The sequence below is a fragment of the Lactiplantibacillus nangangensis genome (assembly GCF_005405065.1).
GTDB lineage: Bacteria > Bacillota > Bacilli > Lactobacillales > Lactobacillaceae > Lactiplantibacillus > Lactiplantibacillus nangangensis.
In genome coordinates this window covers 70,085-83,767 of the sequence record NZ_BJDI01000006.1, presented here as the reverse complement: position 1 = coordinate 83,767, position 13,683 = coordinate 70,085, and the positions used below count along the sequence as shown (strand labels likewise).

The following is a 13,683-nucleotide window of genomic DNA, read 5'->3' as shown; positions in this document are numbered from 1 at the left end:
ACCGAAAGCGACAACTGAAAGCAAAAGTTAACTTCAACCAATAATTTGTTGCCATTGTTGCCAAACCGCAGCATCACTGTAAGCTTGACTGCTCTGATAAGCGCCGTCAATCAGCCGTTGCTGCTTCTTAGGATTTTCAATCGTCCGTAATAATCCAGCCGCTAATTGGTCAATGGCACCGTCCTTGATCAAGTACCCATTTTTGCCATCTTTAATCACATCGCGGGGGCCATAATTCACATCATAAGCCACCACTGGCACACCATGACCAAGCGCTTCAATCAGCGAAAGTGGTTGCGCATCACTTTCACCAGCATAGACATATGCTCCAGCTTGATCATAGACCGTTGTTAAATCAGGTTGATAGCCCGCAAAAGTCACGCTGGCCGTTAATTTTAGCTTAGCGACTTGCGCCTTTAAGCGATCAATAGCTGATCCATAACCGTGAATGACTAAAGTGGCATCCGTAATAGAACGCTTAACCCGTTCAAATGCAGTGATAATTTGATCCACGCGGCGACCTTCATCAACGCGCCCAGTATAAATAATTTGATGGGCGTGGCGTTCGGCTAATGGTACCTTCGGCCGTGCTGCTTGATCAGCTGACACGACCCCCGCCGAAATCGTATAAATTGGCCGCGGTGACTGACCGCCCAGCCACTGTGACAAGTCACGTTGCTGTTGAGCCGTACTTGTGATCAAGCCATCTAAAGCAGTCAAATGTTGATGAATCCCATAGACATAGGCATTATTTAGGTTGGAATAAACTTGATCACGCGGATCAACGGCATGCGGTGTCGGTAGCCATAAATATTTACGCGCCGGCGTTTGCATTTCAATGACTGGCTGTTGAGCAGCTAAGGGACGATCCGCGATAAACGTATTCTCCCCACCATTGAGTCGATTCAATTCATCTAAGAAGAACCGATACCAGTCTTCTTCACCATTAAAGTAATAATCTTGACCATGATAATTAATCAGTTTGCAGAGGGTCACCACGTTCACACCAGCTGAGTTATGACCATAGTAGGCTTCCGCAAAACGAGACCCATCTGGCCGATAATAAAGATCAGTAATTGGTTCAGCCGTTGGCGAATAAAATTCATCGCGCGCCTTAAAACCACGTTCATCGTAGTCGGTCCGCTGTACCACGTTGCCAAACTGATCAAAAATTTCAATAAAGTAAACATGTCCAACCGTACTTGGCACAAAATGAACCTTGGCAACTAGTCGATCCCCTTCCATCACTTCACTGACATTCGGATTTGGCTTAATATTGTAAGCACGCGGAAAATCCAGTGCATCGATTTTGACAACTTTAGCCGGATAAGTCAACGTTCCCCGGAAGAAATCGAATAAATTAGCCATTTGATCATCCGCCAGCTTAAAGCGACGCATATTCTGATGTAACAACCCGTCAAATTGGCGCGTCACAAGTTGCGCCGGCACTTGATGCTGCTTGAATAGCTGTAATCGTTTGAACTCAGCATGCTCAACGCCCGAATTTAGCGCCATTAAATACTGATTGACAAAGAAAATCATTTCAACGCCTCACTCTCTGGGTGATAAAACTTGTCAGCGGCCGCCATCAACGGTTGCCATTTTTGCCAGACGGCAGTGGTACTGTAGCGTTCCGCATCCTGATACGCTTGCTTACTGTACGCTTGCAACCGGTCTGGGTCCTGCAATAGCTTAATCATCGCCGTAGCTAAAGCGTCGATATCATTGACAGGCACCAATTCACCATCTTGGCCCGCACGGATAATATCACGAGGACCATATTTCACATCATAGGCAATCTGTGGCACCCCATGTGATTGTCCTTCTAATAAAGCTAGCGCGAAGCCTTCTGCCCGCGACGTTAACATTGCCAACTGCGCGTGATTATAAACGGGGGCTAAATCTTGCGTGTAATCATTAAATTTAACCGCGTCAGTAAGGGACAGCTCCCGAACCAACTTTTTCAATTCTTTACCAGTATCACCATTCGCATAACCCCAAAAATCTAAGGTCGTCGCTGGAATAGCAGCGTGCACTTTTTTAAAGGCACGCAACACATGACTTTGCTGCTTTTCTTCCGATAAACGGGCAACAAAAATAATCTTACCCGGCGTTCGACTTGACCAGCGCGGATGCTGGGCCTTCAATGTCGCATCTGGCACGATTCCAACCGGAATAGTGAAGACTGGCGGCTGATTACCATACCGATCCACAAAGTCAGCCGTCTGTTGGGCGGTGGCTGCAATGACCCCGTTCCAATCTGCCAAATTATTCAAAGCATAAGCATAATTATAATTAAGGGTGGCCGTCTTAGGATGATCAGGATCATTCACGTGATTACTGTGTAAATGCATCACCTTGAAGGCTTTAGTCCGCATTTGTAACGCAGAGTAGGCCAATTCATAGGTCCGATCAATAATAAAGACCGACTGTGGCGTCTCACGATTCAATTCATCTAAGAAGAACGTCGTCATCTGTTGTTCACCAGTAAACGACCAGTCTTGACCATGATAATTAATAAAACGATACAACGAATTTTGCGTCACGTTTTGCCGACTTGGCATATGAAAGGTTTGATAAACCACTTCACCAGCCGGATTGAAGACTTGTTCACTGGCAACCTGACCGTCAAACGTATAAAACTGTTCTAACCCTTTGAAACCACGGGTATCATACCAATCAGTTTTAACTAATTTGCCTTGCTGGTCATAAGTCTGCACATTATTAACTTGTTGATAATCGGGCGCAAACGTATTGACGCGCATCAGGAGTTGATTTTGCTGATAAACGACAAAATTATGCCCATCAGGCTGGACGCGCAAGCTTTTCGCCAAGTGCAAGTCGTCGATCGTGAACTTTTGGGTTTTAAGCGTTGTCGAGTGTTGAATAAAATCAAAAAGATTAACTTGATTGTTGGCGCTAATGCCTGCTGCTTTTAAAGTTTGATGCAATGACAACGAAAAGAACCGTGTCACCATTTTGGCCGGCACTTGATGTTGATTAAATAGTGCGAGCCGTTTCATTTCCGCATGTTCAATGCCGGATTTTTTCGGATTAATGCTAGTATTCACAAAGTAATACATACTCTCGCCTCTCTCAGATGTCATAGTGGTTCGTGTTGTCGATTATAGCAAACTTCCTTGTTTTTTTAAGGATTCACGGGTCTATCTTAAATCTTTTATCAGCGATTTTAGAACTGATTTGGTAAAGCCAACACCCAAAATAACAGTTTTGATGTGGTCAATTGACGAATTTATTAATAATTTGTGATGAATTTGTTAAATCGTTACAACAAGTTACAATAATCGCTTTTTATTACAAAAAGCCTGCAAACTGTAACTTGCCGTTTATTGTCCTGCAACACTGGGCGTCTATACTTGGCACCGTTGTTTAGTTAATCAACGACAACGTTGGTCACTAAACTATGAAGTAAAGCGAGTTAATTAGACAATCACACAAATACAGGAGTGAATTAATTTTTATGAAGATTAAAAGTGTACTATTATCATCCGTAGCTGCCACTGGTTTATTTGCCATCGGAACCACGATTGCAAATGCCGATACCGTTACCGTTAAGGCCGGCGATACCGTTAGTGCCATTGCAGAAACGCACAAGACAACGGTGGCTGCAATCCAAAAAGCAAACAAATTAAAGAACGTTAATTTAATTTTTGTTGGCGACAAATTAGAAGTTAATGGCTCCGATGCTAAAACAACGACTGTCACCGCCACGGTACCAACTAGCACTGCTAGTCAAAGTACCCACACGGCCACTAGTGCCAGCACAACGTCAACGACGAGCGCGGCTAGTCAAAGCAGCGTGCAATCCGTAGCGTCATCGTCATCAAAGACCAGTGTCGCTAGCCAAAGCAGACCCAAGTCTGCTTCGTCAACTGCCCCAACGAGTGCTGCTAGTCAAAGTAGTACGACCAGCGCCAGCTCAACGTCGTCCGCAGCTTCATCAAGTGCAACTAGCCAAAGTAGCGCTAGTTCAAGTGTCGCTTCATCCGCAGCTAGTCAATCATCATCTTCGACGGCCTCATCCGCTTCAACGACGAACTTAAGTTACTCGACTAATGCTAGCTCAAGCAGTTCAACTAGTGCGAATACTAGTTCAACCACTTCAACCAGCAGTTCAACGACAACGAGCTCAAGTTCAGATGCCGCTGCTAAAGCTTGGATTGCCAGCAAGGAATCTGGTGGCTCATACACTGCTTCCAACGGTAATTACTATGGTAAATATCAATTAACAAAATCTTTGTTAAACGGTGATACCTCCGCTGCGAACCAAGAGGCCGTAGCTACTGCTTACGTGACCTCACGTTACGGTTCATGGACAGCTGCTAAGACTTTCTGGGAAGCTAACGGTTACTACTAAAATTTAAAACTGATTTAAACGAACAGTCGCGCTTTTTAAGTGTGGCTGTTTTTTTGCCGATACTGGCGTGGTGTCAGTTGAGTTGCTTGCTTGAAGACCGTACTAAAATAAGCGGCCGATTGGAAACCACAAGTTAGCGCAACCTCACTCACCGGTATCTGCGTCGTCACTAACAGTTTCTGGGCCTGCGTCAACCGAACGTGCTTCAAATGAGCCATTGGCGTCTGTCCCGTTTGTTGTTGATAAACATGATGCAAATAGTATGGCGCACCATGCGCTAACATTGCCAGCGTGTTCAAATCTAGTTTCGTTTGATAGTGGGTCATGATGATCTGATTGATTTCGGTGACCCATTCCGCCGTTGAAACGACTTGACCAGCTGGTCGACAACGTTTGCAAGGTCGAAAGCCTGCCGCCAGCGCCGCTTCAACTGTCTCAAATAAGACTAAATGATCGCGTTGGGGCAACCGTGAATGACAACTCGGTCGACAAAAAATGCCGGTGCTCGTCACACCGTAATAAAAAGCGCCATCTTGCGTGGCATCGTTTTGTTCAATTGCTTGAAAACGTTGGTCCGTCAAGGTCAGCATCAGGTAGTCCTCCTTTAATCAAATTATACGGCAATATTAGGACCAATCCATCACGTCACAAATTAAAAAGCAAGATATTAAAACTTTCGCCGGTCAATTTCTGCTATACTGACGCTAAATTAATCCTGGAGGTCCTACCTAATGCAACTTACTCTAACCCAATTAACCATAACTGAACAAACTTTTTGGCTTGGTTCAACGTCGCGTGGACTAGCCTTTGTGGGCAGCGCAAATGGTCCTACCGACGAGTGGCAACAATTTTATCCAACCGCAACCACCCACGTTGATCCAAACGCTAACCAGACTGCTGACCGCGAGTTGACTGCCTATTTAGCTGGTCAGAAAACTGAATTCAGTCTACCACTCGACCTTTCATATGGCACGGCTTTCCAACAACAAGTTTGGCAAACGCTGCAAACAGTCCCCTATGGCACCACTTGGACTTACTCGGACTTAGCAGCAAAACTGCAACGGCCAGAAGCGGTGCGAGCGATTGCTTCAGCGGTCGGACGTAACCCATTATTGATGATTATTCCCTGCCATCGCATTGTCCGCAAAGACGGCCAATTAGGTGGCTATCGTGGTGGCCTACCGATGAAACGCCAATTATTACGTTTGGAACGCGTCTAACCAACGTAATCCAGTTGCAACCCTTACCAATCTACGCCATAATTAACTTATTCTAATTTATTGGGGGCGGTAACATGCTAACGGTAGCACATATCAGTAAAAATTTCGGGACGTTGCACGCACTAAACGACGTTTCCTTTGACGTCCATGACGGGGAAATCATGGGCCTCATTGGTCAAAATGGTGCTGGCAAGTCAACGACCTTTCACAGTATCTTAAACTTTTTGAAATTTAACGGCGCCATTACTTGGAATGGACAACCACTGACCGCCGATGACTACAATCAGATCGGTTATTTGCCCGAAGAACGTAGCCTCATGCCAAAATTAACGATCACGCAACAAATCGTCTATTTGGCACGGTTGAAAAATCAACCGGCTAAAGTGATCAAACCGAAGATCAATGATTGGATGCAGCGCTTTGCCGTCAAAGGACAACCCACTGACAAAATCAGCAAACTCTCTAAAGGTAATCAGCAAAAAGTCCAATTGATCTGTACCTTGATCCATGACCCCCAACTCATCATTCTTGATGAACCTTTCAGTGGCTTGGATCCCGTCAACTCAGATCTCCTAAAACAGGCCATTTTAGCCGCAAAGCAACGCGGCGCAGCCATCATTTTTTCAAGTCACGACATGAGTAACGTCGAAGAAGTTTGCGACTCACTCGTGATGTTGCGCAATGGCAAAGTTGTTTTGCAAGGTAAAATCAACGATGTTCGTAATCAGTTTGGCCGGACGCGCCTATTTTTGACGACCGACTGGACTGCTGACCAGCTGGCAGATTTACCACAAGTTTCAGCGGTCAAAGCCCTCGGCGACCAGCGTTATCGCCTCCAACTGGCTGACGAAACGGCTGGTCCGGCAATCTTTGACGCCGTCACCAACGGCCAATACATTCAAGAATTCAGCCAACAGCCCCCGACCCTTGATGAGATTTTCAGAACTAAAGCGGGAGGAAGTAACCATGAATAAGACTTGGATCGTCACCAGTGAAACTTATTTACGACAGACGAAATCTTGGAGTTTCCTGTTGCTCGTCTTAATGCCGTTTCTATTTATTGGCATGACCTTTGGCATTTCCTACGTTGCCACGCCCAACAAGAGTAAAAGTGATCTCGCCGTAGTTAGCACCGATGTGGGGTTACGGACCAGCTTTATCAAGCAAAGTGGCGTCGCAACAACTAAAAAGTATGCCAGTGTCAAGGCAGCCCAGAAAGCGACTAATCGTAGTGATATCAACGGTTACGTGGTCTTAAAGGCAACTAATCAACAAGTTTCGGCAACATTCAATGGCCCGAATGAGATCGATAGTGGTGATCAGGCTAAGATCCAACGTTTTCTGGCTACCGCGCAGACTCAATTGAATGTGCAGCGTGCGAAGTTATCGACCACGCAGCAGCAAGCTTTGGCTGTGCAACCAAAATTCAAACAACAGCTTCAAAAAAAGACGGCCTCAGATAAGGCCGCCAAAACAATTTCATTTTATATTCTCGTGTTCTTCGTCTACTTGATTTTGACGACCTATTCTTCAATCACCGCCCAAGAAATCGCCGCGGAAAAAGGAACCAAGATCATGGAAGTCGTCTTCTCGAGTACCACACCACGGAAGTATTTTAATGGGAAAGTCTACGGCGTCTTGCTCATGATTGTCACCCAACTGTTAGTCTACTTGCTCGGTGGCGCATTGGTGGTTCAATTTGCCCAACACAGCCGCATCACGGCCGGACTATGGCAACAATACGCCAGCGTCATCGGCAAAGTCCTCCACAACTTATTATCAATTAATTTATTGTTCGCCTTGGCAGCTGTCTTGCTCTACACCGTTGTTTCGGCGTTCTGCGGTGCCTTAGTCACTCGCGTGGAAGATGCTGGCAAAGCGTCACAGCCCGTCATTTATTTGAATTTATTGACCTTCGTCATGGCGATGGCCTTTCAAGGAAGCCCAAGTAGTGGTGTCGTAACGGTCTTTTCTTACATTCCGTTCTTCTCCTCATACTTGATGCCGCTACGGTTGATCAACGCGACCGCCACCATGCCCGAGGCCATCATTTCAATGGTCATCTTACTGGCAACAGTCATCGGCAGCATGTGGTACATCGGCAAGATTTATGGTGGCTTGATGCTACAAACGGATGAACTTGGCTTCTGGGGTAACTTGAAACGTGGCCTTAGTTTGAAATAAGTTCCCAAAATTGTGCTCACTTGCCGCCTACCGGTTGGGCGTGTTAGGGCTGGAACGTGGTGGACACGTTTTCGAGCCACAGTGCGGTCTCGAAAGCCGGTCTTTTACTAACCTGCCGGCAAATCACCGCCAGCTAAGTAAAATTTCACCATTGAGCCCTAACACCCCCAACCTCTCGGCTAATGAGTGGTTATACCTGAATGAAACCTTTAGTATGGCAACTGCTATCATCATCGATTTAACCATCTGATGATAGCAGTTGCCATTTGTTTTTAGACAAATTAGGTCAAAAAAGCTTAGTTGATTTTGATTACCTACCGGCTGACTAGTAGCCATTTTATTGAGTGAGTTAACCTGCTTTTTACATTGATTTACATGAAGCAAACGATACTTTTTCAATAATTGGAACAAGAAATGGTGTGCTTATTTTCGTAGTGGTCCTTGCCGTAAATTTTGCTAATAAAAAATAAAATCAGATCACACCAAAAATAGCACCGAAACCAATTAAAGCTCAATTAGTTTCGGCGCTATTAATCATTCAGAAGATAATCCTGCAAACATTCAAATTTTTGCAATTCAGTTGCATCATTCTTATTCATTGAAAGCACAATATGAGTGCCGCTGGAGCTGACCAGTAGGAACGCCGTGTCGAGTCCCTTAGCTGTCGATGAATTACCGGCAGTTTAGGGACTGACCGTCTTTTTAGACGTAGGCTATCGGCTGAAAAGCGCCCTGAAGACCGCTTTTCAGGCTTCAGGTCTGCCCCACGGCGTTCCTGCTGGTCAGCGGAAGCCGCACGCGAATGAGACTGTTTCTACCTAGACAGCCGAAACGTGTTCGCTCGGGCAGCGTCTTCCGCTTGCTACGCCAGCCGTTCCTACTTTGATAGCCGAAACGTGTTCGGCAAGCCTGCTTCCTCCGCTTAGCTACGCCACCAGCACAATGCAAAATACGCATTATGCTGGTGGCTAGGCTATGCTCAGAAGCAACCCGGCTTACCTCACACTCTTGCAGCTAGGCTTGTTTCGTTGGATAAATCGTAAACTCATTAACATTCACATCTTCAGGTTGATCGACCGCAAAATTAACCACGTTAGCAACCGCTTCAGGACTAATCCCGACTTGCTTGTAGAATGCATCCATCCCTTGCTTCGTCTCTTTATCCGTAATCGTGTGTAACAATTCCGTGTTAATGGCAGCTGGATAAAGGCTGGCCGTCCGAATATTGGTCCCCTCTTGAGCACTTTCCATCCGAATCACTTCCATTAAGTTGCGTACCGCAAACTTTGTCGCGCCATAGACCCCAGCACCAGCAAAGCTCTTAATCCCAGCAACCGAAGAAGTCGTGATAATCTGGCCGTGTTTTTGCGTGGTAAAAATTGGCATAACTGCCGCAACGCCATGTAAAACACCCTTCAAATTAATATCGACCATCGCATCCCATTCATCCGTATGCAAAGCACTGATCGGTGAACTCGGCATGATCCCAGCATTGTTAAAGATCACATCCAAGCCGCCAAATTTCGTTTGTGCGAGCTTGACTAAGCCATCAACATCCGCTTGTTTAGTCACGTCGGTCACTTGATAAGCAGCGGTGCCACCAGCGGCTTCAATGTCCTTAACAATCGCTTGTAGCCGGGCTTCACGCCGCGCACCCAAGACCACTTTAGCGCCATGTTGGGCTAATAATTTTGCTGAAGCTTCGCCAATCCCAGATGAGGCTCCCGTAATCACGATTACTTTATTTTTAACAGTCATGCAATTCTCCTATTCTTCACCGAAAACTTCTTTAGCCACGCCCATGGCTGACCAAGCTTTGGCCCAACCGGCGTAAAAAGCTAAGTGCGTAATTTCTTCGACAACTTCGTCTTTGGTCAAACCATTTTGCTTACCCATTTGTAAATGGGCCTTTAATTGTGGAAAAGCGCCACTAGTCATCAAACTAGCAATCGTAATCATACTGCGATCACGTAAACTCAGTTCCGATTCACGGGACCAAACTTCACCAAATAATACATCATCATTGAGGACGGCGAACTTAGGGGCGAAATCGCCCAAATTATCGCGACCCGCGGTTTGTTTTTTAGCCATGATTAATTCCTCCTAGCCTAATTTTGCGTATGCAGCGTCATCAACGGGTTCGAGCCATTCGCTCGTGCCCTTCGTGATGGCAACGTGTGAGAACCAACTGTCTTTGGTCGCACCATGCCAATGTTTAACGCCTTCATGAATCGTGACGCTGTCGCCTGCATGTAACAATTGGGCTGGTTTGCCAGCTTCTTGGTACCAACCTTCGCCACCAGTCACTAATAAGATTTGGAACCCATTATGATGGATATGCCAATTGTTCCGGCAACCAGGTTCAAAGGTTACGTTCGCTACGTTAACATCAATTTCATCACTGGGTTCGGATAACCCTTGTAAATAACTTTGACCAATAAAATACTTGGCATACGCCGTGTTCTTTTCGCCTAAACCAAAAACGCCACTTTTACTTTCTGACATTACTAATTCCTCCTAAATTTGCTTGATTAACTTTATCGATGAATTCATCATATTACTTAAAGTACACTTTAAGTCAACAGCAAAGTCTAAACTTGTTAAAATGATTTTTCGTGGTATCATCAATCTTAAAGTTACTTGAAGAAAGGGAGTCATTGTATGCCGACAGAAACCACAACTGAACGTCAATATTCGATTGGCGACTTTGCCAAGGCCGTTGGGCTCACCGCCCCGACCTTACGTTACTATGAAACTGAAGGTCTGATTGAACCACATCGTTTAGCAAATGGCCGGCGCTATTATGAGGAAGCCGACATTAATTGGGTGAAATTCCTGTTACATTTAAAAGGTACTGGCATGAGCATCAGCGAACTCAAACAATACGTCGTCTGGCGAGCAGCCGGTGATGATACCATTCCAGAACGCCTGGAACTCTTGAAAAAAGTTAAAGCTGACTTTCTTGTTCAATTCAATGAAGTGCAACATCATTTACAAATCTTGAACGATAAAATCAATTGGTACGAAGAAAAAGAATCAGGAATTACCGACGACCCTGAAAGTTTTCGCGCTTACTTGGATCGGTTCGGGCATCATGAGTAACTAAAGTTGCCATCTTTTTGAACAATTAAACCCCAAAGTAGACTAGCTCAAGCCGGTAATGGCAAGCCAAATCGTCTGCCATTATCCTGATTATGAAATAAACCCCTGATGTTGGACGAGAAGCCAACATCAGGGGTTTTGTTAGTACTAAATTTAATTTCTATCTCTAATAGGCGTCTACTTATTTATCTGCCCGCTTCTGTCGGCGTCTAGCAATTGCTGTGTTGATTCGTTCAACTTGCAAGTAGCGCCGCACCCGAATAATTATCCAACAGATCACGTACAAGGCAACAAAAATCACCCAAAACGACGGTACGATTGGCCAATGATTGAAGACCATCATGCCAGCAACCAATAAAAACGTTCCGACAAAATGGATGCCAAACTCTGCCAGCCATGGTAGCGAGTCGCTTTCAAAAATCAGCGACACCATCCCAATACCGACACTCATCACCAAGACGCTGATAATGTTCGCAGTCGTCGGCATGATTGGTTGGACCTTGAATAGCAGAATCAGGATGTAGGAAAATGAACCAAAACCGATACCGCTCATGGCATTCCGTGCAATTTTCTTCAACATAGCTACACCTCCAATCGTTGCAGTAGTTCTTTGACGTACTTTCGGCTGACTTCTGTTTTCGTTTCATTAGTCAGTCGCGCTGACATGCTGCCGGAAAAGCTATCCGACAATGAAAGTAGGTGGTCAAGATTGAGCGCTGCATGCTTGGAAACCTGCACAAAACTTGGGTTAGCCACACGTCCCAGAAAATGACTGAGTGCTTCGTTGCTGACAACGATTCCGTCAATTGTTGTCAATAACAGTTTCCCCTCGACTAGGTCTGCCAGAATGATTGTCCCCGGACGAATCATCAAAATTTTGTCTTCACTTTTTACTGGTACGATTGTGGGATTGGCTGCCTGATAGCGGTCAATATAGCTCATCAGCGCCTGAATCTGCGAGTCTTGCGTGGCAGCCTGTACGATCACGATTGGATTGTCTGGTGCGATATGTGAATTTTCTTCAAAACGACTATTAACCATGGCTGGCCCCTTTCCGTGCCTAGGCCATCAACTTGCGGCGTTGCCGTCCAGAAATTAATTGTGGCACGATGGCCAGCACGGTCGCAACGACTAAGGCTACAACCACTATATTCAAAGTCTCTTGGCGTGTCAATAAGCCATCCCAGTCGATGCGAACGCCTAGCAGCTTCTCGAAATGATGTTGCATCGATAGGTGACCATCAAAGGTATCAGCTAACTTGTCGTTCATCAGCACTTGTCGATTCAAGGAAGCAATGTAGCTACCAGGCGTCATTTTGATCAACTTTTGTGCAAAGTCAGGCAATGTGCCGATTGGAATCAGACCACCGACCAAGAAGCCAGCTCCAGTGCCAACAACGGCCGACAAACTACTCAAGCTGCTCATATGCTTAACAAAGTTAATCACAATGGCGTTGATTGCCGTGGACAGCGCCGCGTTGAGTAACATGATTGCCGTCAACAGACCGACCTGTTCGCCAGTGACGTTCAACCCATCTTCTACATGAAAGTAGCCGAACATGATTACAAACATGATAGCTTGCATCAACAACCCAATCAGGCTAGCACCGGCCAAATAGCTCACAGTAAGCTTAGTGTTACCAATATCCGTTTGTAACAAGTCTTGGCGCACTTGTGATTCACGGTCGGCCACGATCTGGGTCAAGCCGGCTAACGTTGTCGTGATACCGGTGATTGCCAGCGTCCCACCAATCAACCATTGGTCCAGTAAGATTCCGCTGCCAGGCACGGCTTTCCAGTTGGCCTGAATACTGTTCTTCAAGAACACCAAGTACAAAACGAACGAAATCATTGCTCCCATCAGCGAAAAAATCACGCCGGAGTAGTTACGAAAATATAAAAGTAAATCACGTAGTATCAATGCTAACATTAGCGGACCTCCTCACCGGTCAATGCGATAAATGCGTCATCCATAGTTCCTGGGTGAAACTGGAAATTCTGAATCAAGTCTTGGTTGTCTGTCAAAATCTTGAGGGCAGCTTGTGCCGTCCTTAACTCGAAAATGAAGTCGCCGTTATCGACTTTAAAGGTTCCTGACCGTAGTCGGGAAGACAACTGTTCAGTATTAGCCGGCGTGATTCGCAACTGGTCGGGGGCATACGCTGCTTTGATTGAAGCGGCGTTGCCATGAGCAATCACATGGCCGTGATCAATGACGAACACACTGTCAGCTGAATCAGCTTCATCCAAATAGTGCGTCGTCAGCACAATTGTCAGCTGATGTTGTGTCTGTAAGTTGTGGAGCAGTGCCCAAATTGCGTGACGTGTTTGAATATCCAATCCGGTAGTGGGTTCGTCAAGATACAAGATATCTGGCGCGTTGAGCAAAGCGCGGGCGATATCCACGCGCCGCTTCTGCCCTCCAGATAACGTTTGATAACGTTGCGTGGTGAAAGCGGTCAAGCCAAGTTGTTCAATCAGCTGATCAATCTTGTCTGGTTCGACATGCTTATATTGTTTGGCGCGGATAACCAAGTTTTCGCGGACAGACAAGTTTCCATCGAGGACACTAGCTTGAAAGACGATTCCAATTTTTGTGCCAGATGCGTAGGTGATCGTCCCGGAACTCGGCCTCAAATTGCCTGTCAGCATGCTCATGGTAGTCGATTTGCCAGCGCCGTTCGGGCCAAGGATGGCGGTGAAACTTCCTCGTTCAACATCAAGGTCCAATCCGTTCACAACTACATGACTACCATATGCTTTCGTGAGTTTTTTCGTTGTTAGTAACATGCTTTCACC

At 45.8% G+C, this 13,683-nt stretch carries 15 protein-coding genes; 5 read left to right on the top strand and 10 right to left on the bottom strand.

The features are described from left to right. Positions 1 to 33: 33 nt before the first annotated feature. Both FFM70_RS06635 and FFM70_RS06630 read right to left on the bottom strand, forming a co-directional pair. Positions 34 to 1,542 carry a glycosyltransferase gene (locus FFM70_RS06635; protein WP_137616063.1) on the bottom strand — a complete coding sequence of 503 codons (1,509 nt, stop codon included), beginning with the start codon at positions 1,540 to 1,542 and terminating at the stop codon, positions 34 to 36. Then, a complete protein-coding gene (locus FFM70_RS06630) occupies positions 1,539 to 3,083 on the bottom strand; it encodes a glycosyltransferase (RefSeq protein WP_137616062.1) in 1,545 nt (514 codons plus the stop codon). Before FFM70_RS06630 ends, FFM70_RS06635 begins: the two co-directional genes overlap by 4 nt. 398 nt (positions 3,084 to 3,481) lie before the next feature. Here FFM70_RS06630 and apf point away from each other — a divergent pair, with 398 nt between their 5' ends. Continuing rightward, complete coding sequence (gene apf / locus FFM70_RS06625) at positions 3,482 to 4,378, top strand: aggregation-promoting factor (RefSeq protein ID WP_137616061.1); 897 nt, start codon at positions 3,482 to 3,484, stop codon at positions 4,376 to 4,378. Positions 4,379 to 4,413: 35 nt separating this feature from the next. On the opposite strand, the gene FFM70_RS06620 is transcribed toward apf, so the two are convergent. After that, positions 4,414 to 4,968: a bifunctional transcriptional activator/DNA repair enzyme AdaA gene (locus tag FFM70_RS06620; protein ID WP_137616060.1), complete on the bottom strand. Its 555-nt coding sequence runs from the start codon at positions 4,966 to 4,968 to the stop codon at positions 4,414 to 4,416. A 141-nt stretch (positions 4,969 to 5,109) separates the two neighbouring features. On the opposite strand from FFM70_RS06620, the gene FFM70_RS06615 reads away from it, so the two are divergent. The 3 genes from FFM70_RS06615 to FFM70_RS06605 all read left to right on the top strand — a co-directional run bounded on the left by FFM70_RS06615 (position 5,110) and on the right by FFM70_RS06605 (position 7,782). Continuing rightward, positions 5,110 to 5,598: a methylated-DNA--[protein]-cysteine S-methyltransferase gene (locus FFM70_RS06615; protein WP_137616059.1), complete on the top strand. Its 489-nt coding sequence runs from the start codon at positions 5,110 to 5,112 to the stop codon at positions 5,596 to 5,598. A gap of 74 nt (positions 5,599 to 5,672) precedes the next feature. Then, complete coding sequence (locus FFM70_RS06610) at positions 5,673 to 6,572, top strand: ABC transporter ATP-binding protein (RefSeq protein ID WP_137616058.1); 900 nt, start codon at positions 5,673 to 5,675, stop codon at positions 6,570 to 6,572. Continuing rightward, positions 6,565 to 7,782, top strand: a complete 1,218-nt coding sequence (locus FFM70_RS06605; protein ID WP_137616057.1) for an ABC transporter permease — start codon at positions 6,565 to 6,567, stop codon at positions 7,780 to 7,782. Before FFM70_RS06610 ends, FFM70_RS06605 begins: the two co-directional genes overlap by 8 nt. Positions 7,783 to 8,796: 1,014 nt before the next feature. Here FFM70_RS06605 and FFM70_RS06600 read toward each other — a convergent pair. Genes FFM70_RS06600 through FFM70_RS06590 form a run of 3 tightly spaced genes read right to left on the bottom strand, consistent with a single transcriptional unit; the run spans position 8,797 to position 10,287 of the window. After that, positions 8,797 to 9,540 (bottom strand): SDR family oxidoreductase, encoded by a 744-nt coding sequence (locus tag FFM70_RS06600; protein WP_137616056.1) that lies wholly within the window; start codon positions 9,538 to 9,540, stop codon positions 8,797 to 8,799. Positions 9,541 to 9,549: 9 nt separating this feature from the next. After that, complete coding sequence (locus FFM70_RS06595) at positions 9,550 to 9,873, bottom strand: carboxymuconolactone decarboxylase family protein (RefSeq protein ID WP_137616055.1); 324 nt, start codon at positions 9,871 to 9,873, stop codon at positions 9,550 to 9,552. A 12-nt stretch (positions 9,874 to 9,885) separates the two neighbouring features. Next, positions 9,886 to 10,287, bottom strand: a complete 402-nt coding sequence (locus tag FFM70_RS06590) for a cupin domain-containing protein (protein WP_137616054.1) — start codon at positions 10,285 to 10,287, stop codon at positions 9,886 to 9,888. A 156-nt stretch (positions 10,288 to 10,443) separates the two neighbouring features. On the opposite strand from FFM70_RS06590, the gene FFM70_RS06585 reads away from it, so the two are divergent. Next, positions 10,444 to 10,884: a MerR family transcriptional regulator gene (locus FFM70_RS06585; protein ID WP_137616053.1), complete on the top strand. Its 441-nt coding sequence runs from the start codon at positions 10,444 to 10,446 to the stop codon at positions 10,882 to 10,884. A 181-nt stretch (positions 10,885 to 11,065) separates the two neighbouring features. Here FFM70_RS06585 and FFM70_RS06580 read toward each other — a convergent pair whose 3' ends face one another. From FFM70_RS06580 to FFM70_RS06565, 4 genes are read right to left on the bottom strand one after another with little or no spacing between them, the layout of a single operon-like run. Further along, positions 11,066 to 11,464 carry a DUF3021 domain-containing protein gene (locus FFM70_RS06580; protein ID WP_137616052.1) on the bottom strand — a complete coding sequence of 133 codons (399 nt, stop codon included), beginning with the start codon at positions 11,462 to 11,464 and terminating at the stop codon, positions 11,066 to 11,068. Between the two features lie 2 nt (positions 11,465 to 11,466). Next, positions 11,467 to 11,925 carry a LytTR family DNA-binding domain-containing protein gene (locus FFM70_RS06575; RefSeq protein WP_137616051.1) on the bottom strand — a complete coding sequence of 153 codons (459 nt, stop codon included), beginning with the start codon at positions 11,923 to 11,925 and terminating at the stop codon, positions 11,467 to 11,469. Positions 11,926 to 11,944: 19 nt separating this feature from the next. Continuing rightward, positions 11,945 to 12,814 carry an ABC transporter permease gene (locus FFM70_RS06570; protein ID WP_137616050.1) on the bottom strand — a complete coding sequence of 290 codons (870 nt, stop codon included), beginning with the start codon at positions 12,812 to 12,814 and terminating at the stop codon, positions 11,945 to 11,947. Continuing rightward, complete coding sequence (locus tag FFM70_RS06565; protein WP_137616049.1) at positions 12,814 to 13,674, bottom strand: ABC transporter ATP-binding protein; 861 nt, start codon at positions 13,672 to 13,674, stop codon at positions 12,814 to 12,816. Before FFM70_RS06565 ends, FFM70_RS06570 begins: the two co-directional genes overlap by 1 nt. Positions 13,675 to 13,683: the final 9 nt, after the last annotated feature.